This window comes from Candidatus Methylopumilus universalis, assembly GCF_006364435.1.
Lineage (GTDB): Bacteria > Pseudomonadota > Gammaproteobacteria > Burkholderiales > Methylophilaceae > Methylopumilus > Methylopumilus universalis.
Window position 1 is genome coordinate 957,624 of record NZ_CP040977.1, and the last position, 24,707, is coordinate 982,330.

Genomic DNA, 24,707 nt, shown 5'->3' on the forward strand with positions numbered 1-24,707 from the left:
AAAACAACATCAGAAATTCTGATGTTGTTTTATTATTTGAAAAAATACCATGGCAACTAAAAAAGATTATTACGAGATTCTTGGTGTATCTCGTGACGCTTCAGAAGATGAAATAAAAAAAGCTTATCGTAAGCTTGCGATGAAATTTCATCCTGATCGAAATCCTGATAATCCAAAAGCTGAAGAAAATTTTAAAGAAGCTAAAGAAGCTTACGAAATACTGTCGGACTCACAAAAAAGAACAAGTTACGATCAATATGGTCATGCAGGTGTAGATCCCAGCATGGGTGGCCCTGGATCTGGAGGATTTTCAGATTTTAATGACGCCTTTGGTGATATCTTTGGCGATATTTTTGGCGGTGGTCGTGGCGGTCAAAAATCTAATGTATATCGAGGGGCTGATCTTCGATACAACATGGAAATCAGTTTAGAAGATGCGGCAAAGGGAACGGAAACAAAAATACGCATCCCTGTCATGACTTCTTGTGAGCCATGTAAAGGGAGTGGCGCTAAACCGGGCACACAACCCGTCTCTTGTGATACATGTCATGGCCATGGCCAAGTCCGAATGCAACAAGGGTTTTTCTCTGTACAACAAACATGTCCTAAGTGTCATGGAACTGGAAAAATTATCAAAGAACCCTGTTCAACTTGTCATGGAGCTAGCCGTGTCAAACAAACTAAAACACTATCCGTCAAAATTCCTTCAGGCATAGATGAAGGCGATCGTATTCGATTGTCAGGTGAAGGTGAATCCGGCATAAATGGTGGTCCACCAGGAGATCTTTACGTTGTAGCTCATCTTAAAAAACATGATTTATTTGAACGTGATGGTGGAAATTTGCATTGCGAAATGCCAATCAGCTTTTCTACTGCAGCTCTTGGTGGTGAAATTGAAGTACCCACTTTAGACGGACATGCAAAAATGAAAATCCCTGCTGAAACACAAACTGGGGCTGTATTCAGATTAAAAGGTAAGGGCATTAAACCATTAAGACAAAGTTCACCTGGTGACCTTCATTGTCATGTTTCTATAGAAACACCCGTTAAGCTGACAGACAGACAAAAAGAATTGTTAAAAGAACTTGAAGAAATCAATCAATTAGATCGAGGCAAGCACAGCCCAAAATCAAAGGGTTGGCTTGATAAAATGAAAGGCTTATTTGATTAATTAAAAAGTACCTGCTTGAATTAACTCAATTTTATAGCCGTCTGGATCTTCAATAAAAGCAATTACCGTTGTCCCATGTTGCATCGCACCAGCTTCACGAACAACTTTTCCACCTTTACTTTTAATTAGCTCGCAAGTTTTATATGCGTCTTCAACTTCAATTGCAATATGCCCAAAAGCGTTACCTTTATCATATGATGTAACACCCCAATTATAAGTAAGCTCAATCACAGCATGGTCTTTTTCATCTCCAAAACCCACAAAGGCTAATGTAAATTTTCCCTCTGGATACTCATAAAGTCTTAAGAGTTTCATGCCTAAAATATTAGTATAAAAAGTGAGTGATTTTTCCAAATCACTGACACGAATCATGGTATGAAGGACACGCATATCTAATTCACTTTGTCTTTCTGCAGTTGATGATATTTGAGCATAAGATCTTCTTTAGACTCTGTGTATTCAGGATGGAGAGGAATACAATCTACCGGGCATACTTCTTGGCATTGAGGCTTATCAAAATGTCCAACACATTCCGTACATAACTGTGGATTAATTTCGTAAATGTTAACCCCCTGATAAATTGCATTATTTGGACATTCAGGCTCACATACATCACAGTTAATACATTCGTCCGTAATCATTAATGCCATGATTAACGTCCAGTTTTTTTCATAGCATCCTTGACGATTGGAGATACAAATTGCTCTATATTCCCACCTAAGGTAGCGACTTCTCTAACTAAGCTCGAAGATACAAAAGTAAATTGCTCAGAAGGTGTTAAAAAAAGCGTTTCAACATTTGGATATAATTTACGATTCATGCCTGCTAATTGAAACTCATATTCAAAATCAGAAACAGCTCTGAGCCCTCTAATAACAACTTGAGCATTTTGTGCTTCAACAAAGTCCATTAAAAGTCCATTAAAACCAATAACTTCAATTTCTTTGTACTCTTTAAATACAGCCTTCACTAAGCCTACTCTTTCCTCAAAAGAGAAAAAGCATTGTTTACTTGAATTGGAAGCGACAGCCACAATAACTTTATCGAAAATTCTTGTGGCACGATGAGCAATATTTTCGTGACCTAATGTAATAGGGTCAAACGTTCCTGGATAGATAGCAATAGCTAGGTTAGATTGAGTCATTATTTTTTAATGTAACTAGATGGTAATAGACATTGCCTGCTTTTCTTTTTTTTATTATTTTAAATAAACTATATTCATTTAAGCTCACTTCTGATTCAAAGTATATTAGCCCATCCGCCGTTAAATGGTTAGCTAATTGAGGAAATAATTTACCTTCCCAGCCCTCATTAAAAGGTGGATCGCAGAAAATAATATCGAACTTAGTATTATTCTTCTCAAGAAACATCAGCGCATCCGTGAGCAGAAGAGACGCTCGGTCAGCTTGTAGAAGTTTTTTATTTTCTTGAATTGTTTTAAAAACCTGAGGGGATTTTTCAACCATAACTACATTTAGAGCGCCTCTGGAAAGAGATTCAAAGCCGATGACACCGGAGCCCGAAAAGAGATCTAAACAAACTTTACCGGTTAAATCCTGTTCTAACCAATTAAATAGAGTTTCTCTAACTCTGCCTGGGGTAGGCCGCAGTCCTGGAGAATCAATAAAAGAAATATTTTTTCTTTTCCACTCTCCGCCAATAATTTTGACTTGATTTTTTACTGTCTTCAAAAACTATTCTGCACCAACAATTATGGTCGTAAGTTTATTAGGATCAATTTTATTTTTAAATGTTGTCTTTATTTGGCTAGTAGTAACTTTATTAATTTCTTGTATGTAAGTATCGATATAAGAAATAGGTAGGTTATAGAAAGCAATCATACTTAGATAATCAACAATTTTTGCATTGCTATCTAACCTTAAAGGGAATCCCCCGACCAAATTTTGTTTAGCAGCAATAAGTTCTTTTTCAGTAGGCCCATCATCGATAAATTTTTTAATCGTGCTATTTACAATAGTAAGCGCTTCATCTGCTTGTTCTTTTTTAGTTTGCAACCCAATTTCAAGGGGGCCTTCAGCGTAGAGAGGCATAAAGTAACTATAGACACTATAAACTAGTCCTTTTTTTTCTCTGACCTCTTCAGTTAGCCTTGATACAAAACCACCACCTCCTAAAATATAATTACCAACATAAAGAGGAAAATAATCTTTATCTCCGCGCTTTAATGCAGGCATGCCCATCAAAATATGCGCCTGTTTTGCAGGATGTTGTATTTTTTTAACGCCAACGTAATTTGAGGCTGTTACAGCACTGATTTTATGTTTTGCATTTCCTTGAGGCAATCCTTGGCTGATTGATTCACTTATTTTTTTAGCTTCATCAATATTAAGATCGCCAACAATTACAATAGAAGCTTCGGATGATAAATAATAGTTTTTATAGAACTGTTTCAAATCTTCTTGATTTAACTTTTGAAGCGTCTCGATGCTACCTGCTTCATCATGCGCATAGGGATGTTCACCATATATAGATTTCATGAATGCCAAATTAGCAATTGCTTCCGGCTGAGTCATCGCTTGCTTAATGCTTGCAATAAATCTATTTTTTTCTCTGTCTATCACTTGCACTGGAAAATCGGGTGAATGAATTACATTTTTAAAAAGAGTAAGCGCTTTGTCTTTTTGAGAAGAGGAGCTTAGTGTTCTTAATTTAAAATAGGCTCTGTCGAGATCAACATCCCCTTTAATGACTGCTCCAATATCTGAAAATTGATTAGCTAACTTTTCCTCATTTATGCCCCCAGCTCCCAAATTCATAAGGTGACGAGTTAAATTAGCAAGACCTTCTTTGCCAGCAGGATCTTGGGCGCTACCTGCAAAAAAATTTATATTGATATCAAGTATAGGAAGGTCATGATTCTCGACAAAAAAAACTTTTGTCCCTGCTTGTGTATTCCATGTATCAATTTTTAATGCAGCAAAAGAATTTTGCATAAAACATACAAACAAGAAAATAATTTGAATGAATTTAATGAACATGAGGCCGCCCCTTCGGTAAGGTAGCTTCCGACATTGGCTGAGGGTCGAGAATTACTATAGATAATTTATCTCGAGTTAAGTATTTCGTAGCTACATTTTTTATTTGTTCAGAAGTAACGCTATTTACTTTTTCAATATAACCATCACTTAAGTGAAATGAATAACCCATTGTTTCAAGTTGACCAATTTCCATCGCCATCCCGAACATTGAGTCTTTTTGGTATACATCGCTTGCGATGACCATAGATTTAACTCTATCTAATTCTTCCTGGGTTACGCCATCTTTTTTAATTTTCTCAATTTCTTGGAGCAATGCATTTTCAAGCTCATTGATCTTCTTAAAGTCATTTGGAGTGCCCTCTAACTCAAAAAGACTAATTCTTCCTCTGGATGTTGAGTCATATCCAGCGCTCACATTCACTGCCAAACGTTGATTTCTGACAATGTTTTGATTAAGTCTTGATGAACCATTCCCAGCCAGAATATTAGATAACATCTCTAAGGCATAAGGCTCCCAAGATGATTCATTATTGCCCAAAGGATCCATTAGAGTTGGTGCTTGATAACCCATTAATAGATAGGATAATTCACTTGGCGCCTTAATAACCGATCTTCTTTCACCAATTTGTTTAGCCTCAACCTGAGGTTTTCTTTCTGGAATTTTTCGTGCAGGAATTTTTTCAAAATACTTCTTTGCTAAATTAAGCACATCATTAGCTTGAATATCTCCAACTACTACAAGAATTGCATTGTTGGGTGCATACCAGTTTTGATACCATTCTCTCGCATCTTCTACTGTCATGTTTTCTAAATCATTCATCCATCCAACTACGGGCCTGCTATATGGGTGAGATTTAAAAACTGTTGACGCAAATTGTTCTTTTACTTGTGAAGTTGGTTTATCGTCAGTCCTCCATCTTCGCTCCTCCATTACAACCTTAATTTCCTTATCGAATTCTTCCTTAGATAAATTAAGATTTTGCATGCGATCGGCCTCTAACCTGAATGAAAGTTCGAGATTTGATTTCTCAAGCTGCTGGAAATAACAGGTATAGTCGGCGCCTGTAAATGCATTTTCTTTTCCACCTGCCTTTGCGATCAACCTTGAAAACTCACCAGCCTTAATTTTCTTGGTTCCTTTAAACATCATATGCTCGAGAACATGAGCTACTCCAGTTTTCCCATTCACCTCATCAAGACTCCCTGCTCGATACCAAACCTGAGATACAACCACAGGTGAGCGATGATCTTCTCTCACAAAAACTTTTAACCCATTGGAAAGCTTAAATTCTTGAGTTTGTGCTAAGAGCAAACTTGGAAACAACAACAAAAGAAGTAAAATATTTTTTAACAACGCGTCTCGTCCTTGGATGATTTAGCTATTATAATGAATATGAATGTTTCGTAGACTTTTCTTTATCTCATTAAGTTCTTAAAATTTTAAAAAATGTTTGAATTCCTAAAAAAAATCATTAAAAAAGATAGCCCAGAGAAAAAGCCTGCGGTAAAAAAAGAAGTTGTTAAAAAACCAGAGAAGAAGACCTCTGCTGCACCCAAACAAATAGTTACTAAAACACCCAATCTCCCAAAAAAGAAAAAAGCTTTAAAACCTGAGTCCTCAATTAAGCCTCCTCCAAAAGCTTTAAAAAATAAACCTCCCGAGATTAAAGAAGAAAAAGCGCCTCCAAAAGAAGAGAAAAAAGGTGGTTTTTTTGGTTTTGCAGACAAGATAAAGAAGGGTCTTACTAAGACCAGAGAAAAGTTAACAACCGAACTTACCTCTTTATTTACTGGCAAAAAAATTGATGAGGCCCTTTTTGAAGAGTTAGAAACTATATTACTTACTTCTGATGTGGGTATTTCGGCTACCACTTACCTCCTTGATAGCATAAGGGCCTCGATCAAAAAAAATAAGATTGAAAATGCAGATGAGATTAAAGGCTTGCTTAAAGAAAAATTAATCGAACTCTTAACGCCTATTGAAAATCCACTTGTATTAGAAGGCACAAGCCCTTTTGTTATTATGGTAGTTGGGGTTAACGGTGCAGGCAAAACAACCACCATTGGAAAGCTGACTAAAATTTTTCTTGAAGAAAATAAGTCTGTCTTGATTGCTGCAGGCGATACTTTTCGTGCAGCCGCCACAGAACAGCTTGAAGTTTGGGGCGAAAGAAATAATGTACACGTTGTTTCACAAGCTTCCGGTGACCCAAGTGCTGTAATTTTCGATGCAATCAATTCTGCAAAAGCAAAAAATATTGATATTGTTATTGCTGACACAGCAGGAAGATTGCCGACCCAGAAACATTTAATTGATGAAATTACAAAAATTAAACGTGTAATTAATAAATGTCATTTGGAAGCTCCCCATGAAATTCTTCTCGTTTTAGATGCTAATACTGGCCAAAATGCTATCAGTCAGCTCAAAATATTTAATGAAGCCTTAGGAATTACAGGTCTTGCTTTAACTAAGCTTGACGGTACAGCCAAAGGAGGCGTAATTGCAGCTATCGCTAAAGAACAACCTACCCCATTAAGATATGTTGGCGTAGGAGAGTCTATAGATGATCTAAAAGTTTTTAATGCAAAAGAGTATGTTGATGCACTTTTTTAAAATCGGCTTTTATCAATGATCAAATTTGACCAGGTTCATAAAAGATATCCAGGAAATTTAGGGGCATTACAAAATATTACTTTTGAAATTAATGCTGGTGAGCTTGTTTTTGTTACCGGTCCCTCAGGAGCAGGAAAATCAACACTATTAAAATTAATAACGGCCATTGAACCTGCTACTCATGGAACGATTATTTTCGAGAATCAAAATTTGGGCCAAGTAAAAAATGCTTCTATTCCTTACATTAGGAGAAAATTTGGTTTAGTTTTTCAAGACCATAAACTTTTATATGATCGCAATTGTTTTGAAAATATTACGCTAGCATTAGAAATTAACGAAGTAGAGGTCAATGATATCAGAGGTCGTGTTCGGGCAGCATTAGACAAGGTTGGATTACTAAACCGAGAAAAATCAATGCCAATTAGCTTATCAGGTGGCGAACAGCAACGTCTCGCTATTGCGAGAGCTATTGCATGTAGGCCTTCCATTCTTCTTGCAGACGAGCCCACAGGAAATTTAGATAAAAAATATGCAGATGAAATTATGAGTCTCTTTTACAGTTTTCAAGAGCTTGGTGTAACCGTAATTATTGCAACACATGAAATGCCAATAGTTTCAAAAAAACATAAACAACTTTATTTACAAGACGGCAATCTCATAAAAATTACTGAGCAATAAATGAGCTATTTAACTGGTCACTATCAGATGTTTCTTAAAGCGCTTCAGCGAAGTCATGCATCATTACTTTCTACACTTATGATGTTTTTAGTCATAGGCGTTACCTTTATATTACCGAGCATATCTTTTCTTGTAGTGCAAAATTTAAAGTCTATTTCTGAGACCATTCAGCATGAATCACAAATAAGTATTTTTTTAAAAAAAGACACTTCATCCGATGCTAAAAATAAAATTGAAAAAGAATTAAAAAATCGTTCCGAAATTAATAGCTTTCATTTTGTGAAAAAAGAAGAGGCTTGGCCTAAGCTCCAAAAATCGATGGGCTTTAATGATTCAAATAATGGGCTATCTGAAAATCCATTACCTGATGCCTTCTTTATTTCTCCCAATACAGTGAATCCAAATCAAATCGTGGACCTAAAATCATTCATAGAAAAACTTGATGGTGTAGATCAAGTGGTTGTTGATACGGGATGGGTTAAAAAATTGAACTCGGTCCTTCATTTGGCAAATAAAGCTATTCTTTTGGCTTCAGTTTTACTTGCTTCTATGCTTACGGTAGTTATTGGAAATACAATTCGTCTTCAAATGACTTCCCACCATGAAGAAATTGAACTGAGCAAATTAATTGGCGCAACTAATCAATTTATTAGAAGGCCTTTTTTATACAGCGGATTTATTTACGGGCTTGGCGGTGGATTAACTGCTGCCATCGCACTCAAATTAATTGTAATTTTCTTAAATCAAACCGTCATTGAGGTTGAAGCTCTTTATGGAGCTCAATTTAGTATTATTGACTTAAAACCTTTGGAATATTTATTCATCGTAGGCGGCTCGATTTTGATCGCTGTCGCAGCATCTTTCATATCCATTAATCAATCGATTAAGAAATTCTAGCCATATAACCTATTGTATTTATTAGGTTAATTTATTATTTAAGGAACCTTATTAGACTAGCACTCTCTAAGGAAGAGTGCTAAAATTATGTTTAATAATGAAGTTTTTACAAAGGATTTTAAAAAAATGACTTTGGATTTAAGCTTGTCTACATTGGGTTCTATTGATAGCTACGACCGCTATATGCAATCCATCAGAACTATTCCTTCGCTCACTGCGGAAGAAGAGATGGCTCTTGGCATGCGCCTTAAAAAATCAAACGATCTCGAGGCTGCGAAAACCCTCATTTTGTCGCACTTAAAATTAGTAGCTAAAGTAGCTAAAGGCTATTCTGGTTACGGGCTTCCTCAATCAGACTTAGTTCAAGAAGGCAATATAGGCCTAATGAAAGCTGTAAAAAGATTTGATCCCGAAAGGGGTGTAAGGCTTGTATCTTTTGCAATCTACTGGATTAAAGCTGAAATTCAAGAATACATTGTTAAAAACTGGCGTTTAGTTAAAACAGCCACTACAAAAGCACAGCGTAAGTTGTTTTTTAATCTACGAAGCATGAAAAAAACTCTTCAACCGCTTAAATCCGATGAGATTAATTCGATCGCAAAAGAGCTTAATGTGAAGCCTGAAGATGTGCGCGAAATGGAATATCGCTTTAATGGCAATGAAATATCATTAGATTATGGATCTGAAGAATCAGAAGATGATGTTTATAGACCCATCGCTTACCTAAAAGATGAGGCGCCTGAACCATCAGAACAAATGGAAATAGACCAATCTGAAAGTAATAGTCTGTCTACCCTTAAAACAGCGCTTTTATCGCTCGATGAAAGAAGTCGTCTTATTTTAGAAGAAAGATGGCTTAAAGATAAAGATGCCTCAACTCTTCACGAACTTGCGGATAAGCTTGGCGTGTCTGCTGAAAGAATTAGACAGATCGAACAATCAGCAATGAAAAAAATTAAATCATTACTACAATCTTCTATTCATTAATCATTTAATTTTTACCAAAAAAGCCAATAGAACTCCGATAATATAGTTTTTTTAGGCTTCCTCATAAAGTGACAACAAGTAACGCTAAAATATACCCTTTAGAAATTAAGCTTCATCAGTCGTCTAATCTGTTAGAAATTAAATTTAACAATCTAACCGAATGCATGCTTTCATGCGAATTTCTAAGAGTGCATTCTCCGTCCGCTGAGGTAAGAGGTCACGGGCCAGGGCAAGAAACACTTCAAGTACAAAAAGAAAATGTCACCATTGAAAATATTGAGCCCATCGGCCAGTACGCAATTAAATTAATATTTTCAGACGGCCATAATACAGGCATATATACCTGGGATTATCTTTATGAACTTGCTGCAACTTATGATGCGCTCTGGGAAGAGTATTTAAGAAAATTATCTCTAGCGGGTATTCAAAGAACAAAAACGCATGCCTAATAAAAAAACACATTTTGGCTATAGTGAAGTAGATGAAACGGAAAAAGCTAGCAAGGTAGCCTCTGTTTTTCATTCTGTGGCATCAAATTATGATCTGATGAATGATCTGATGTCATTTGGAATGCATCATATTTGGAAAAAATTTCTTGTAAATACTTCTAACGTAAAGAAAAATGCACGGATTCTTGATATTGCAGGTGGAACAGCTGACTTGTCTATTCTTCTTGCAAAAAAAATAGGGGTGCAATCATCTGATTTTAAAGGGCAGATGATACATTCTGATATTAATTTATCCATGCTAAACATTGGACGCGATAAATTAATTGATCAAGGTATTTTTATACCTTCTATATTATGCGATGCGGAATCACTCCCCTTTCCTGATAATTATTTCGACTGCGTCACAATAGGCTTTGGTATTCGTAATATGACCGACAAAAAAAGAGCATTAAAAGAAATTTATCGCGTCTTATCTCCTGGTGGAAAAATTTTGATCCTAGAATTTTCAAAAGTTTGGAAGCCACTGCAGTTTTTTTATGATCAATTTTCTTTTAAATTACTGCCAAAATTAGGTAAGTTATTTGCTAAAGATGAATCAAGTTATCAATACCTCGTCGAATCGATAAGAATGCATCCTGATCAAGAATCATTAAAAACTATGATGGAAGCAGAGTCTTTTTTAAAAGTGGAATATCTGAATTTGTCTTCGGGTGTAGTTGCTATACATATGGGATATAAATTTTGATCATTGACACAATTAAAACAAAACTCACTAACCATTTATTTCAACAAAATGAGTGGTTAAAAAAAGGTCTTACCAAGCATAGATCAAAATCTATTTTATTTAATGTAGGGCCCATTCATTACGCATTAATAATTAATGAGAGCGGCCTCCCAGAATATAGAGATCAAATCGATACTTATGATGCAGAAATTAAATTATCTATATCCTCAGCAATTGAACTTATGCGTGGAAATAAAAAAACTTACATTGAAATTAAAGGTGATATCGAGTTTGCCACGCTAATGAGTAACTTATTAAGAGATGTTGAGTGGGATTATGAAGATGATTTGAGTGAGATGATTGGAGATATTCCAGCATACCATCTCGTAAAACTTGCGAAAAAAGTAGTAACTTCAACAAAAGAGACATCATTTAATATTGCAGACACATTTAAAGAGTACTGGCTCGAAGAGAAGCCAATGATTGCTAAGAAAAGACTAGTAGAACAATTTAATAATGAAGTTGACCGTTTGCGATTTGACGTGGATCGTTTAGAACTTAGGCTTAAAAAGCTATGAAGTACTTTAGATTAATTTATATACTTTATATACTTATTAAGTATCGCCTCGAGGAGTTCATCACATTCAATCGACAACTGAATGTTTTTGCCTATTCTATCTCGATACTATTTTTCTTTAGATCAGCCAAAGAAAATAGAGGTACAAGACTTAGGCTTGCGCTCGAAGAATTAGGTCCAATTTTTGTTAAATTTGGTCAAATGTTATCCACCAGAAGAGATCTCATTCCTTTAGATATTGCAGATGAGCTAGCTAAACTTCAGGATCAAGTGCCCCCCTTTCCGTATAAGAATGTTGAAAAAATTATTACAGCTTCATATGGTATGTCGCCAGATAAAATTTTTAAAACGTTTGACCAAACCCCTATAGCAAGTGCATCAGTTGCCCAAGTTCACTTTGCAACGCTTCATGACGGAAAAGATGTTGCAGTCAAAATATTAAGACCTAATATTAAGCGCGTGATTAATAAAGATATAAATTTACTTTATCTCATTGCTTTCATGCTTGAATTGACATGGTCAGATGGCAAACGACTAAGGCCAAGAGAGGTTGTAGCTGAGTTTTCAAAACATGTTCAATGTGAATTAAATCTAATGTTAGATGCAGCAAATTGCAGTCGCTTAGGTGAAAATTTTAAAGATAAAAAACTGCTTATCGTGCCAGAAGTTTATTGGGATTACTGTAATGAAGATGTCATGGTCATGGAAAGAATGTACGGAACACCTATAAGCCACATCGAAATCCTTCGCAAGAAAAAAATCGATATTAAGCAACTCGCACGCAACGGGGTAGAAATATTCTTTACGCAGGTATTTAGGGATAGTTTTTTTCATGCAGATATGCACCCTGGCAATATTCAGGTTGCTGATGATGGTCGCTATATTGCAATGGATTTTGGTATCATGGGGTCTCTTAGTGAGAATGATAAAAATTATCTAGCACGTAATTTTTTAGCCTTTTTTAAACGTGATTACCATGACGTAGCACTTGCTCATATCGAATCGGGCTGGGTTCCTAGGAATACTTCTTTAGATGAATTTGAAAATGCAATACGATCAGTATGTGAGCCGATTTTTAATAAGCCTTTGAAGGAAATATCATTTGGTCGCCTTCTTATCAGGTTATTTCAAACATCGAGACGATTTAATATGGAAATCCAGCCTCAGCTTACCATGCTTCAAAAGACACTTTTAAATGTTGAGGGTCTTGGTCGAAACCTAGATCCTGATTTAGACTTATGGAAAACAGCCGCTCCATTTTTGAAAAAATATATGTCAGAACAAAAAGGTATTAAACATATTTTAAAGAGTTTAAAAAATGAACTCCCACATTGGCTTCATTTAACGCCACAATTGCCAAGACTTATTCATGAGTTTCTCGAACAAAAAAAACATGAAAATATAAATGCATTTAACCAAGATGACATTAATCACCTATTAAAAACGCAAAAAAAACAGAATCGCTGGTTTAAAATTGCTATTGCTTTAATTGGATTTACTTTGTTGCTAAATTTAACAATCTTGTTTTGTTTTATTAAATAAATTTAGGAAGTTTTGATTTGCTTATTTGGTTTGTCTCTCTCTATCTTTTAGTCACAATTGGGATTGGTATTTTTGTATCCTCCCGCGTTAAAAATACGAAAGACTATGCTGTAGCCGGAAGGCACCTGCCACTCCCTATCGTGACTGCAACCGTTTTTGCAACTTGGTTTGGAGCAGAAGCAATTTTTGGTGTGTCGTCTACTTTTGTTAAAGAAGGCTTAAATGGGGTTGTGGCTGACCCTTTTGGGTCAAGCCTTTGTTTGGTTATTGCTGGTATTTTCTTTTCTTCTAAATTATATAAATTAAATATTATTACTTTGGGAGACTTTTACAGGGCGAGATACAACAGAACTATTGAGGTATTAACAACTATCGCAATTGTCATCTCATACTTGGGATGGGTAGCGGCACAGATTAAAGCGCTTGGATTAATATTTAACCTTATTACACATCAATATATTAGCGAAGAACTGGGCATGGTTATTGGGATATTAATTGTGCTGACTTTCACTACCTTTGGCGGCATGTTATCTGTAGCCATATTAGATTTTATCCAAATGATCGTAGTTATTGGTGGGCTTCTATATATTGCATATGCTATTTCTCATTTAACAGGGGGGGTTGCCCCGGTTATTGAAAGTGCCTCTATAAATCATAAGTTAGACTTTTTCCCAAAAGGTAATATTTGGACATGGATAACTTTTTTGGGTACATGGATTACTATGATGCTGGGGTCGGTTCCTCAACAAGACGTTTTTCAACGCGTAACATCGGCTAAAACTGCCAAAATTGCGTTATACGGCTCGATACTTGGCGCTTCAATTTATTTTATATTTACGTTTGTACCAATGTTTATTGCATATTCGGCAACTTTAATTGATGCTGAATATTTTAACGGACTCGTCAATACAAACTCACAGCATGTCTTGCCCATGCTTGTGCTTAACTATATGCCACTCTTTGCACAAGTGATATTTTTTGGAGCTGTTCTATCAGCAATAATGAGTTGCTCTTCAGCAACGCTTCTAGCGCCATCTATTTCTTTTGCAGAAAATATTGTTAAAGGTTATTTTCCGAAAATCAGCGACAAACATTTACTCAAAATTATGAGAATTACCCTCGTCTGTTTTTCTGCTATTGTCTTGCTATATGCCCTTAGTTCAAATCTTTCCATTTTTGGGATGGTTGAATCAGCCTATAAAATTACCTTAGCAGGTGCTTTTGTGCCTCTCGTATTTGGTGCATTTTGGAAAAAAGCTAATAGCCAAGGGGCTTTAATGGCCATTATTGGCGGTATAGGTTCGTGGTTATTCGTAGAAGTATTTTTAGGTGATAGTGCGCTGATTCCTGCTCAACTAATTGGCTTGGGTAATAGTATTATTGGGATGATTGTAGGGTCCTTATTACCGAAGATTATCAAAGAAACAAATAAGCTTAATATTAATTAGTTCTGACACTTAATACAGAAGAAACTTGAGCGCTGTCCAATTTTTATGTTTTCAATAATTGACTTGCACTTTCGGCAAGGCTTACCTTTCATTCCATAAACATTATAAGTCTGCTGAAAATAACCAGACTGTCCATTAACGTTATAAAAATCTTTAAGAGAACTTCCGCCTAGTTCAATTGCTTTTATTAATGTAGCTTTAATATGTTTAACGATCTTTGTGCATTCGTCCAGTGAAGTGTCTTTACCTAATTTACTGGGAATCACTCCAGCTTTAAATAATGATTCACTTGCATATATATTACCAACGCCAACAACGATATGACTATCCATGATGATATTTTTAATAGGTGATTTTTTATTCTGCGCTTTTGAAAATAAATAATCTCCAGTAAATAAACTTTCTAATGGTTCAGGACCTAACCTAGAAATTAAAAAATGATCTTTAATATCTTTATCTATCCAGAATATAGATCCAAATCTTCTTGGGTCTGTATACCTCAAAATATTTTTTGAATTATGAAACGTGATATCAACATGATCATGCTTTTTAGGAGGTATCTCTTTGTCTAAGATTTCAAGCCGTCCTGACATGCCTAGATGAATCATGAGGGTGCCTTTTTCAAATTGAACAAGAATATATTTCGCGCGTCTTTTTATGAAGAGTATTTTCTGGTTAGGAAGTGTTTTCTTTAAGTGCGATGGAATTGGCCATCTTAAAGATGGATTCCTGATAATAATATTTGAAATAGACTTTTGAAGAATGGGTTTTAGACCGATACAGGTGATCTCAACCTCTGGAAGTTCAGGCATAAAAGAATTTATTTATTAGAATGTTCGACGGGAGGATTCAGCATAGTAAATCCAATATCACTCCCAAAGTGGTACAGTAAACCTTCATCTACTCTATAGAGTTGCGTCTCCGGTGATTCCTGGACACGTAAAAATGTAATCTTTTTCCCATCTGTCGTATGGATATCAAAACTCTTATATGGGATCCTTAAATCAATGGCGAATTTTTCAACCGACTTTGCTGGATTTTTAACCCATGTCATATCAAACCATTCAGCCATATCGCTTTGTTTAAGTTGATTGCCTTCGTTTGCAGACCATTCGTTATTATTGCGCGTGACTTTTAATTTTTTAGATTTCCATTGTTCAAGACGAGAAAAATCGAAATCCTTAATTTGTTCTGACTTGCTTAAGGGAGACTTATCAATGAGCTCAATTGGCTGCGTAGATGCAGATTCAGAATAAGAACCGCTAATAAGGTACACATTGTCTTTATACAAAAGGTATTGGTCTTCTGTTACAGAGTTGTATGTGCCAAAAATAAACTCCTCTTCCACCCCCTTATGAATTAATTTTAAATTCATAGTAGGTTTATCTAAGCCATATTTTGCTAGATCGTTTGAAGGCAATTTTTCGCTACTTGATGTTGCTACGATGGATATTATTTTTTGCACTGAAAATTGGTCTGCTCTACCTTTTATAGGCTCAACCATATCCCATGACTCGGTAGATTTTTTAAAAATCACAGAAGCTCTAGATGGAAAATCTACCTTTATAGAGTCAAAATCGCTCAAATTAAAAGTGCTAATTGAAAATTGTTTGGTTTGCTTTATTTTTGAAGGCTTTAGAAATAAAAAGAGTGATATCGATAAAACCATCACTAACAAGATAATATTAATTAGCCAACGATTTTTCATAATTACAAACTAAGCTTTTCTTCGTTTGAACCAAAACAGTATACCTACAACAAAAAAACCAATCGGTATGAAGTATTGAAAACTATGGAATATGGTCCAGGCAATAATGAATGAAATTTTGTTATCAGGAATAGTGACATTGACATCTTTTAATGGCATGGGCTGTATAGAAATTAAATTATCATCGCCTGATAGCCAGTTAATCATGTTGATACCGAGATCTAAATTGCCACCATTTATAATAAATGTATTAGATAAGAAGTTACCATTACCCACTACAACCACTCTTTGGCCCTTTTTTCCATAAACTCTTTGAAGTGCAACTGCTATATTAATTGGGCCAGGCTTATCTTTGCTTTTATCGAAAGTAGGTTTTTGATTTGCCATTACCTGAGTAGACTCCAGCCATCCGTTGGGCGATACCTCTATCAATTTACTAACTTCCCAACCATTATCTAATGTTCCTTTAGCATTAACTTCGTGTGCATTAGAAAATCGAGTTCCTAGCATAAAGTTTTTAGTAATAGCGTGCTCACCATAAGAAGAAGCATAAGCAATATTTTCATTACTCCCCTCACTCCTATCTGCTGGATCTATAACTTGTCCGCTTGAAACGCTTAGTCCAAGATAGGTAGCAATTTCATCTAGGCCATGAAAGTTATTATCATCAAGAAGCCAAAGTAAATTTCCGCCTGACTCTAAGAATTTTTTAATTTTTTTTGCTTCAATTGGAGAAATATTTTTTTGCGGGCTTGCAATCACTAACATCGAACCATTCAAAGGAACTTCTGGCTCAATAGTTAAATTTAAATTAGCGAATTTCAAACCTTTAGATTCTAATTGCTTACCAAATTCACCTACGTCATTATTCTTCAGACCAATTAAGTTTCTTTCACCATGTCCATCTAAATACATAACTGCCTGTTGGCTTGTTCTTGATAAGCGCATAAAAAGATTTGTCATCTCTTGTTCTGCAAAAGGAGGTTTAATATGCTCAGATCTTTTTTGATATTCAACCACAACTTCGCCGTCTTCTTTAATACCGTTTTCCTGGGCTAATTTTGGTTCTTTTATTGGGCTAATAAATTTAACATTGATATCAGGTTTCGTTCTCTGATATCTGGCCATAAAATTAATAATGCCCTGCCTAAATGTGTCACCGTTATTCACGTCATCTTCCGAAGCGAAGACAGTTAATGTTATTGGGCCTTGCATTTGCTTCAATACATTAATACTTCCGGTTGTTAATGTATTTCTATTAGCTTGGGTTATATCTTTAGCAAACTTGTATTGATTTGCAACAAATCCTAATAAAAATATTAAGGCTATGAATAAAACTACAAAAAAACTATTTTGTATAAGAATCTGTAATCTTAATTTTGGATTAACTTTCATAATTATCCACGAAGCCTTTCTGCATCAAGACGTCTTATAGTTAATGTTAAGAATGTTGAAATGAATAAAAAGAAATATATTAAATCCGAGGTATCAATCATTCCCCTTGAAAAGCTTTGGAAGTGTTTCATTAAGGATACGTATGCAAACCAGTGATTAGGATCACTCGCAAACATACTTTCAAGAAAAATTAATGCAAATAATGAGATAAAACTTAGTATTGCAGCAATAATAGGCTGTTTTGTTAAGCTTGAAAAATAAATACCTAAAGCAGAAAAGCTTCCTAAAAGAAGCCAAAGACCAAATGAATTTGCGATTAAATACCCAAAATCTATATCCGACCAAATATTAAGCGTTATGAGCATCATAAAAATATAAACAATAAGAATGCTTAAGAAAATAATCAATCCGACAAATTTACCTAAAACAATTTCAGTTAACGAAATGGGTGCGCTAAATAAAAATGGCAATGTTTGATTGCGTCTCTCTTCGCTAATAAGACGCATAGTCAAAAGTGGAACAGCGAAAAGCATAATATAGCGCGCTATGCCAAAAACTGTCTGACCTACAAAAATTGTAACTCCAACTCTTTCAGCAGGTCGAACTGCACCCGACATCACTTCAAAGTATTTATTTACTCCGGTCAGATAAAAATTACCAAGCAAAGCCATAAGAAGGGCCAATATAGTCCACCCCATTGGTGAAGCAAATAAACTTTTAAGCTCTTTTCTTGCGATATTTAAAATCATTTTAGCGATCACTCATATTCATTTAATTTGTTTGTTTCTTTTCAGTTAATTGCACAAAAACATCTTCTAGGCTCGTTTGATCAGGAGCTATTTGATAAAGCCCCCAGCGATTTTTTACCGATAACCTCACGATAGCATCTGCTGGAGACTGTTTATTTTTAAAGTGAATGCGATACATACGATCTTCTGCTTTTTCAACTTTAATAACACCTTCAATATCTTTAAGTGCTGAGACTGTAGGTGCTTTTGCAAAGCCCACCATAAGCTTATTGCCTTGCCGATGCTGTTTTAATTCATCAATTGACCCATGAAATACTAAATTACCTTTATCGATAATTTGAACACGATCACATACCATTTCAACTTCAGGAAGAATATGTGTAGATAAAATTACGCTATGTTTTTGACCTATTTCTCTAATAAGTGACCTAATTTCTCTAATTTGAATCGGATCAAGTCCTACTGTAGGCTCATCAAGAATTACAACTAAAGGATTATGAATAATTGCTTGAGCAATTGCTACGCGTTGCTGATAGCCATTAGATAAGTTTTCAATTAATCGCTTGCTCATATGGCTTAGGCCACATTTTTGTTTGGCAATTTCTACAGCTTTTTTAATTTGTTTACTAGGTACCTTATGAAGACGGGCAGCAATGGTTAAAAATTCATCCACCGTAAGTTCCTTATATATGGGACGCATCTCAGGCAAATACCCTATTAATGCTTTTGCTTCCTTAGGATTTTCAATCATATCAATGCCACAAATTTTTACGGTACCGATCGAGGGGGCTAAATTTCCCGTAAGCATTCGCATTGTGGTCGACTTACCGGCTCCATTAGGTCCAAGAAAGCCTAGAACCTCACCTTTTTCTAGTTGAAAACTTACATTTTTAACGGCCTCGCGACCCCCAAAAAGGCGCGTCAGCTCAATAGCTTCTAAGGTTAAATTTGACATAGATGTTTTTTTGAATTTTTATTGAAAAAATGAATCATAGATTATACATATTAAAATATCTTGTTTTGCTTTATTAAGCCCCGGATCATTGCTGACAGCTATTTGTCAAATTAGTTTAAACTATTGTGGAAATCAAATCTCAGGAATCTTTATGCATCTGCTTAGAATATTTACACTTATTACCATTCTCCTGTTTAGTATTTTAGCTAATGCAAAGCCAGGCACATCAAGTTCTGCTAATAATTATACCAATCCTGATCTTGTTTTTAGGCTCTTATTAGCTGAAATTGCATCTCAACGCGGGGAGCTTAATCTTGCCAGCGAACTTTTTTTGGATTTAGCCAAGCAAACTGATAACGCTCTATTAGCTGAACGCGCAACAAAAATTACTGGCTACACAAGAAATGCTGCTTTAGCTTTGGAGGCTTCCAAGGTATGGAATGAGCTTAATAAAGATTCTATTGATGCTCAACAAGCCTTAAGTGAAATACTTATAGCCAACAATAAACTTAACGAAGCAAAGTCAGTTTTACAAAAGTTACTCCTCAAAGAAAAAACAAGGGCGAGTGGCTTTTTGTACTTGAATAGCATGCTTTCTCGAGTGCCAGATAAGAAAGCTGTATTGACTTTAGTAACCGAGCTTGCTCAACCTTATCCCAAACTAGCAGAGGCACATTTTGCGGTCGTGCATGCAGCTTGGATTGGTAAAGATCAAAAAGTGTATGAAAAAGAATTGGCTGCTATCAATCAAATTAAACCGGAATGGGAGATGCCAGTCTTATTTAAAGGGCAAATCTTGGCTCAAGAAAGTCCAGAAAATGCCCTTAATTTCTATAGTGGTTTCTTAAGTAAATATCCAAAATCAAACGATGTAAGACTCGAATATGCAAAGCTTCTAACAAATGGTCGCAAATTTAATGAAGCTAAAAATGAATTTATTAAACTTGTAAATACAGCAAATAGTTCTGCGGAGGTTACACTTGCTGTGGGTTTGTTATCAGTTGAGCTTGAAGATTACGATCTTGCTGAAAAGTATTTTTTACAAAGCCTTAAAAGAAACCCAAAAGACAAAGATCAAGTCTTTATCTACCTTGCAAAAATTGCAGACAAAAAGAATCTGACTGATGCGGCAATTGCTTGGCTTAATAAAGTAGGCAATGGAAATCATTTTATTGAATCAAAATTAATTACAGCAGAAATCATTGCAAAAAAAGAATCCGTCGATAAAGCATTGGAATTTTTAAGTACAATAAAATCTAATTCGGCAGATGAAAAATTAAGTGTCGTTCAATTAAAAACATCTTTACTCACTCGATTTAACCGCCACCAAGAAGCGTTTCAGCTCATGCAGAGTGAGGCGCCTAACTTTGCTAAATCTGCTGAATTCAAATTTGATTATGCACTCCTCGCGGATAAGTTAAATAAATATGACTTAATGGAAAATCTTTTAAGGGAAGCTATCAAGATTAAACCTGACTACGCTGTAGCTTATAATGCACTGGGCTATTCATTTGCTGATAGAAACATTCATTTAGAAGATGCAAGAAAATATATTGAGGTTGCTTTATCGATATCACCTAATAATCATTATATTTTAGATAGTATGGGTTGGTTGTATTTCAGACTTGGCAAATTAGATTCTGCTCTTTCTTTCATTCAGAAAGCCTATGATATTCAAGCGGACCCAGAGATCGCAGCACATCTTAGTGAAATTTTGTGGGCCCAAGGAAAAAAGAAAGAAGCTAGCGATGTTCTAGAATTATCACTTCAATCATTTCCCGATAATGAAGTTCTGAAAGAAACGTTTAAAAGATTACGTTAACTCTTACAGAGCTTTTATTTAATTGAATTTTTCTAGCGCCTCCCTTCTTGTTGTAGTATTTTTTTTCTCAGGCTGCACAACATTGAATGATCCATTTGAGATATTTAGATCTCATTCTCCTGCAATTGAAACCTCGCAAGCCATTGACGAAAATCGTTTTATAGAGAAATTTTCCATAAAAGCTAAATTTTCTTACTCTATCGATTCTAAAGGAGGCTCAGGCCGTCTCATTTGGCACTATGAAAATAATCAAGATGAGATTGATATCTTTTCGCCCTTTAATACCCAAGTTGCAAAAATTATTTACTCATCTCATGATAAACGCATCATTGATGCCAATGGAAAAATACTATCAGGTGATGACTTTGATCGCTATATACAGTCTTTATTTGGTAAGAATATTTCACCAGATCTTTTTAGAAATCTGATTACAAATCACGTTGATCGAATTAAAAATTTACGTAAAGATGAAAATCAACTTAATCGTGCAACTCATTTTTATAATGATGAGTGGAATATTTTAATTAATGCTTTCAAAACTCAGGATGGCTATACCGTTCCCTCTAAAATATCAATTACTCAAGGTACATTTAATTTTAATTTTATCGTAGAAGAGATTATTAACATTGCAGGCAAATGAACTTAAAGAAAATGGTTATCAAGAATTTTTGGCGCCAGCAAAGTTAAACTTATTTCTTCATGTAATAAATAAGAGACTTGATGGTTATCACAATATTCAAACAGTCTTTCAGCTCATCGATCTTTATGACAATCTTTTTATAAAGACAAACGAGTCTGGGTTGATACGTCGCACTTCTCATCACCCTAACATTCAAGAAAGTGATGATTTAACCATTAAAGCTGCTCACTTATTAAAGCCATTTGCAAACAAGCAATCAGGTGCAGATATCTTCATTAAAAAAACTATCCCGATGGGCGGTGGTCTTGGAGGAGGAAGCTCAGATGCTGCAACTGTACTTATTGCCCTCAATGCTCTATGGGATTGCCAATTGACTCAGCAAGAATTACAAGAATTAGCTCTTAAGCTAGGGGCGGACGTTCCATTCTTTATTTTTGGTCAAAATGCTTGGGCTGAAGGTATAGGTGAAAAGCTCACCCCTTTCCAGACCACACCGCAAGATTACCTTGTCATAGCGCCTAGGGAGACGGTTTCCACGAGAGAGGTTTTTGAGTCACTTGAATTGACAAAAGACCGGATTCCATTGAAAATAGCAGGCTTTTCCAATGAATTAGACCCTAAAAATTTGGTCAACGATTTGGAAAAAGGAGTCTTAAAAGAATTTAAAGGAATTACCCTTGTTTTTGACTGGTTAAACCAGTTTGGCCACGCAAAAATGACGGGCTCAGGATCATGTTTTTTTATCTCTTTAAGTTCGGTAGATGAAGGTAAAAAAATAGCAGAGAAAAGGCCAGAACATACACTAGGCTTTGTAGTTAAAGGATTAAATAACCACCCTCATTTTAATTTAATGTTGGGAACAGAATAATAGGGGAGTCGCCAAGCTGGTTAAGGCACTGGATTTTGATTCCAGCATGCGAAGGTTCGAATCCTTCCTCCCCTGCCATTTTTTGAGACTGACCATTCATAACTAGGACCGAGACTTTGGACAATAACAGCGTCATGATATTCACGGGCAATGCCAATCCTATTCTTGCTGAGCAAGTTGCAGAGAATCTTGGTATGCACCTTGGTCGCGCTGACGTAGGGCGTTTCAGTGATGGGGAAATCATGGTTGAGCTCCTTGAAAATGTTCGTGGTAGAGATGTATTTGTGCTTCAGTCTACAAGCCATCCAACCAACGATAACTTAATGGAAATTATGGTGATTGTAGATGCCTTAAGAAGATCATCTGCATCGAGAATTACAGCAGCCATCCCTTATCTCGGGTACTCAAGGCAGGACAGAAGACCAAGATCAGCGCGGGTTGCGATTACAGCTAAAGTTGTAGCTAATATGCTTACAAGTGTTGGTGTGAATAGATTGCTTACTATGGATCTTCACTCTGACCAAATTCAGGGGTTTTTTGATATCCCTGTTGATAACATATACGCAACACCTGTGCTGCTTAAAGATTTGCTTGAACAAAAGCATGAAAATCTTGTAGTAGTGTCTCCTGATGTTGGCGGTGTTGTTAGAGCAAGAGCGTGCGCTAAACAATTAGGGTCAGATCTTGCAATCATAGATAAACGTAGACCAAAGCCAAATGTGTCTAAAGTAATGAATATTATTGGTGAAGTAGAAAATAGAACCTGCGTTATTATTGATGACATGGTCGACACTGCAAATACACTTTGCGAAGCTGCCGCTGCTTTAAAAAAGAATGGCGCTATTAAAGTGGTGGCTTATGCGACACACCCAATTCTTTCGGGAGACGCAGCAAAAATTATTACTGAGTCAGCATTAGATGAATTAGTTGTAACAAATACAATTCCACTTAATAAAGTGGCAATGGCATGCAAAAAAATTAGGCAACTAAGTGTTGCTGAACTCTTAGCAGAAACGATTCGTCGTATCAGCCAAGGTGATTCCGTAAGTTCTCTTTTTATGGAATAAAGAATTTGGTCATATTGACCAAGAAACTGCTGCAGTCTGGTCGCGGAATGCAGATTTAATTTAAGGAGTGGTAAATGAAAATCGAAATTAACGCAACAAAACGTGGTGTGAAAGGTACGGGTGCGAGCCGCCGTCTTCGCCACGCTGGAAGTGTTCCTGGAATCTTATATGGTGGAGGCAAAGACCCTATCTCATTAGACCTAGAGCATAAATCTTTATTTTTACAATTTAGACATGAAGCATTTCATGCATCTATCTTAACGCTCAATTTAGAAGGCTCTAAAGAGTCTGTTTTGTTAAGAGATTATCAAATGCATCCTGTAAGAAACACAATTCAGCATATTGATTTTCAACGTGTCAATGAAAATGAAAAAATTCATGTGAAAGTACCGTTCCACTTTATTAATGCTGAAGTATCACCAGGCGTTAAACTTAACGGCGGTATTGTGTCTCACATCATGACTGAAGCAAATATCTCATGTTTACCAAAAAATCTTCCTGAGTTTATTGAAGTTGATTTGGCGACACTTGATATCGGCCAATCAATTCACTTGTCAGAAATTAAAATGGGCGAAGGCGTAGAATTCGTTCAACTTTCGCATGGTAACGATGCAGCAGTGGCATCTGTATCTAAACCAAGAGCAATAGTTGAAGAAGTTGTAGCTAAACCAGCTGAAGGCGCTGCAGATGCTGCCGCTCCAGCAGCTGAAGGCGCTAAGGCAGCTGATGCAGCTCCAGCTGACGAAGCTAAATCAGACAAAGCTAAGTAATTTAACTTTTGATATGAATAAGGCGCACTTAATTTAAAAAAAGTGCGCCTTATTTTTTCATATGAACCAAATTAAATTATTTGTAGGCCTTGGAAATCCTGGCGAAAAATACTCAGATACTAGACATAATGCAGGTTTTTGGTGGATTGATCTCGTGGCTCATCACCATAATATCAAGTTACAAAATAGCGATAAGTTTTCTTCAAGTATTGGAAAATTATCCAATGCAGATGAAATTTATTTTGCTAAGCCTAGCACTTACATGAATGATAGTGGAAAAGCGCTTGCAGCAATTTCAAAGTTTTATAAGATAAATCCAAATGAAATCTTAGTCATTCACGACGACCTTGATATTGACGTCGGTCAAGCCAAGCTAAAATTTGGCGGAAGTCATGGCGGTCACAATGGGCTTAAAAGTATATTTGCATGCATCGGCTCTCAAGATTTTTGGAGGTTAAAAATTGGTATTAGTCATCCAGGAGAGAAGCATTTAGTCGTTGATTATGTTTTAAAAAATCCTTCATCTAAAGAGAGAAGTCTCATCGATGAATCTATAGAAGCAAGCAGTAAACTTTTTAATGAAATTGCATCAGGTCAATTTGAAAAAGCTATGCTCAATCTTCACACTAACAAATAAAGAAAATAAA

27 protein-coding genes and 1 tRNA gene are annotated in these 24,707 nt (G+C 35.7%); 17 read left to right on the top strand and 11 right to left on the bottom strand.

Going from position 1 to position 24,707, the window contains the following annotated elements; genetic code table 11:
- Positions 1-49: 49 nt before the first annotated feature.
- Entirely contained in the window at positions 50-1,171 is a 1,122-nt protein-coding gene (gene dnaJ, locus FIT70_RS05040) for a molecular chaperone DnaJ (protein ID WP_028818259.1), read from the top strand.
- Here the strand turns inward: dnaJ and gloA are convergent, their stop codons facing one another.
- From gloA to FIT70_RS05070, 6 genes are read right to left on the bottom strand one after another with little or no spacing between them, the layout of a single operon-like run.
- Complete coding sequence (gene gloA / locus FIT70_RS05045) at positions 1,172-1,561, bottom strand: lactoylglutathione lyase (protein WP_139928878.1); 390 nt, start codon at positions 1,559-1,561, stop codon at positions 1,172-1,174.
- Positions 1,562-1,563: 2 nt separating this feature from the next.
- On the bottom strand, positions 1,564-1,821 hold the full coding sequence (locus FIT70_RS05050; protein WP_139868143.1) for a YfhL family 4Fe-4S dicluster ferredoxin: 258 nt from the start codon (positions 1,819-1,821) through the stop codon (positions 1,564-1,566).
- A gap of 2 nt (positions 1,822-1,823) precedes the next feature.
- On the bottom strand, positions 1,824-2,315 hold the full coding sequence (gene coaD / locus FIT70_RS05055) for a pantetheine-phosphate adenylyltransferase (protein WP_049814349.1): 492 nt from the start codon (positions 2,313-2,315) through the stop codon (positions 1,824-1,826).
- Complete coding sequence (gene rsmD, locus FIT70_RS05060; RefSeq protein ID WP_139879873.1) at positions 2,302-2,862, bottom strand: 16S rRNA (guanine(966)-N(2))-methyltransferase RsmD; 561 nt, start codon at positions 2,860-2,862, stop codon at positions 2,302-2,304. The genes coaD and rsmD overlap by 14 nt, the downstream gene beginning before the upstream one ends.
- A 3-nt stretch (positions 2,863-2,865) precedes the next feature.
- The gene (locus tag FIT70_RS05065) at positions 2,866-4,170 is read right to left on the bottom strand and encodes a M16 family metallopeptidase (RefSeq protein ID WP_189340845.1); all 1,305 of its coding nucleotides are present in this window, start codon (positions 4,168-4,170) and stop codon (positions 2,866-2,868) included.
- The gene (locus FIT70_RS05070; protein ID WP_223255697.1) at positions 4,160-5,524 is read right to left on the bottom strand and encodes a M16 family metallopeptidase; all 1,365 of its coding nucleotides are present in this window, start codon (positions 5,522-5,524) and stop codon (positions 4,160-4,162) included. The genes FIT70_RS05065 and FIT70_RS05070 overlap by 11 nt, the downstream gene beginning before the upstream one ends.
- Positions 5,525-5,617: 93 nt before the next feature.
- Here FIT70_RS05070 and ftsY point away from each other — a divergent pair, with 93 nt between their 5' ends.
- The 9 genes from ftsY to FIT70_RS05115 all read left to right on the top strand — a co-directional run bounded on the left by ftsY (position 5,618) and on the right by FIT70_RS05115 (position 14,086).
- On the top strand, positions 5,618-6,784 hold the full coding sequence (gene ftsY / locus FIT70_RS05075; protein ID WP_139931011.1) for a signal recognition particle-docking protein FtsY: 1,167 nt from the start codon (positions 5,618-5,620) through the stop codon (positions 6,782-6,784).
- Between the two features lie 15 nt (positions 6,785-6,799).
- Entirely contained in the window at positions 6,800-7,462 is a 663-nt protein-coding gene (locus tag FIT70_RS05080; protein ID WP_139868149.1) for a cell division ATP-binding protein FtsE, read from the top strand.
- Complete coding sequence (gene ftsX, locus FIT70_RS05085; RefSeq protein ID WP_139874733.1) at positions 7,463-8,359, top strand: permease-like cell division protein FtsX; 897 nt, start codon at positions 7,463-7,465, stop codon at positions 8,357-8,359.
- Between the two features lie 126 nt (positions 8,360-8,485).
- A complete protein-coding gene (gene rpoH / locus FIT70_RS05090; protein ID WP_028818249.1) occupies positions 8,486-9,346 on the top strand; it encodes an RNA polymerase sigma factor RpoH in 861 nt (286 codons plus the stop codon).
- A 68-nt stretch (positions 9,347-9,414) separates the two neighbouring features.
- Positions 9,415-9,795 (top strand): gamma-butyrobetaine hydroxylase family protein, encoded by a 381-nt coding sequence (locus tag FIT70_RS05095; protein ID WP_139931013.1) that lies wholly within the window; start codon positions 9,415-9,417, stop codon positions 9,793-9,795.
- Positions 9,788-10,540: a class I SAM-dependent methyltransferase gene (locus FIT70_RS05100; protein ID WP_139868156.1), complete on the top strand. Its 753-nt coding sequence runs from the start codon at positions 9,788-9,790 to the stop codon at positions 10,538-10,540. Before FIT70_RS05095 ends, FIT70_RS05100 begins: the two co-directional genes overlap by 8 nt.
- On the top strand, positions 10,537-11,097 hold the full coding sequence (locus tag FIT70_RS05105; RefSeq protein ID WP_139928886.1) for a ubiquinone biosynthesis accessory factor UbiJ: 561 nt from the start codon (positions 10,537-10,539) through the stop codon (positions 11,095-11,097). The genes FIT70_RS05100 and FIT70_RS05105 overlap by 4 nt, the downstream gene beginning before the upstream one ends.
- Positions 11,094-12,638, top strand: coding sequence for a ubiquinone biosynthesis regulatory protein kinase UbiB (gene ubiB, locus FIT70_RS05110; protein ID WP_139928891.1), 1,545 nt, complete (start codon positions 11,094-11,096; stop codon positions 12,636-12,638). Before FIT70_RS05105 ends, ubiB begins: the two co-directional genes overlap by 4 nt.
- A gap of 17 nt (positions 12,639-12,655) precedes the next feature.
- The gene (locus FIT70_RS05115) at positions 12,656-14,086 is read left to right on the top strand and encodes a high affinity choline transporter 1 (RefSeq protein ID WP_139931015.1); all 1,431 of its coding nucleotides are present in this window, start codon (positions 12,656-12,658) and stop codon (positions 14,084-14,086) included.
- Here FIT70_RS05115 and mutM read toward each other — a convergent pair.
- Genes mutM through FIT70_RS05140 form a run of 5 tightly spaced genes read right to left on the bottom strand, consistent with a single transcriptional unit; the run spans position 14,083 to position 18,893 of the window.
- Positions 14,083-14,898 carry a bifunctional DNA-formamidopyrimidine glycosylase/DNA-(apurinic or apyrimidinic site) lyase gene (gene mutM, locus FIT70_RS05120; protein ID WP_139928892.1) on the bottom strand — a complete coding sequence of 272 codons (816 nt, stop codon included), beginning with the start codon at positions 14,896-14,898 and terminating at the stop codon, positions 14,083-14,085. The genes FIT70_RS05115 and mutM overlap by 4 nt on opposite strands.
- Before the next feature lie 8 nt (positions 14,899-14,906).
- Positions 14,907-15,794 carry a DUF4340 domain-containing protein gene (locus FIT70_RS05125; RefSeq protein WP_139868166.1) on the bottom strand — a complete coding sequence of 296 codons (888 nt, stop codon included), beginning with the start codon at positions 15,792-15,794 and terminating at the stop codon, positions 14,907-14,909.
- Between the two features lie 9 nt (positions 15,795-15,803).
- Positions 15,804-17,189, bottom strand: a complete 1,386-nt coding sequence (locus FIT70_RS05130) for a GldG family protein (protein ID WP_028818242.1) — start codon at positions 17,187-17,189, stop codon at positions 15,804-15,806.
- 2 nt (positions 17,190-17,191) lie between these two features.
- The gene (locus FIT70_RS05135; protein ID WP_139868168.1) at positions 17,192-17,938 is read right to left on the bottom strand and encodes an ABC transporter permease; all 747 of its coding nucleotides are present in this window, start codon (positions 17,936-17,938) and stop codon (positions 17,192-17,194) included.
- Between the two features lie 22 nt (positions 17,939-17,960).
- Complete coding sequence (locus FIT70_RS05140) at positions 17,961-18,893, bottom strand: ABC transporter ATP-binding protein (protein ID WP_028818240.1); 933 nt, start codon at positions 18,891-18,893, stop codon at positions 17,961-17,963.
- Between the two features lie 151 nt (positions 18,894-19,044).
- On the opposite strand from FIT70_RS05140, the gene FIT70_RS05145 reads away from it, so the two are divergent.
- The 7 genes from FIT70_RS05145 to pth all read left to right on the top strand — a co-directional run bounded on the left by FIT70_RS05145 (position 19,045) and on the right by pth (position 24,697).
- On the top strand, positions 19,045-20,715 hold the full coding sequence (locus tag FIT70_RS05145) for a tetratricopeptide repeat protein (protein WP_139931016.1): 1,671 nt from the start codon (positions 19,045-19,047) through the stop codon (positions 20,713-20,715).
- Positions 20,716-20,737: 22 nt separating this feature from the next.
- On the top strand, positions 20,738-21,355 hold the full coding sequence (locus FIT70_RS05150) for an outer membrane lipoprotein LolB (protein ID WP_028818239.1): 618 nt from the start codon (positions 20,738-20,740) through the stop codon (positions 21,353-21,355).
- The gene (gene ispE, locus FIT70_RS05155) at positions 21,342-22,223 is read left to right on the top strand and encodes a 4-(cytidine 5'-diphospho)-2-C-methyl-D-erythritol kinase (RefSeq protein WP_139931018.1); all 882 of its coding nucleotides are present in this window, start codon (positions 21,342-21,344) and stop codon (positions 22,221-22,223) included. Before FIT70_RS05150 ends, ispE begins: the two co-directional genes overlap by 14 nt.
- A gap of 1 nt (position 22,224) precedes the next feature.
- Positions 22,225-22,301: transfer RNA gene (locus FIT70_RS05160), tRNA-Gln, on the top strand.
- A gap of 56 nt (positions 22,302-22,357) precedes the next feature.
- Entirely contained in the window at positions 22,358-23,290 is a 933-nt protein-coding gene (locus FIT70_RS05165) for a ribose-phosphate pyrophosphokinase (protein WP_049814345.1), read from the top strand.
- 74 nt (positions 23,291-23,364) lie between these two features.
- A complete protein-coding gene (locus FIT70_RS05170; protein WP_139931020.1) occupies positions 23,365-24,060 on the top strand; it encodes a 50S ribosomal protein L25/general stress protein Ctc in 696 nt (231 codons plus the stop codon).
- 61 nt (positions 24,061-24,121) lie between these two features.
- On the top strand, positions 24,122-24,697 hold the full coding sequence (pth, locus tag FIT70_RS05175) for an aminoacyl-tRNA hydrolase (RefSeq protein WP_139931022.1): 576 nt from the start codon (positions 24,122-24,124) through the stop codon (positions 24,695-24,697).
- Positions 24,698-24,707 lie beyond the last annotated feature (10 nt).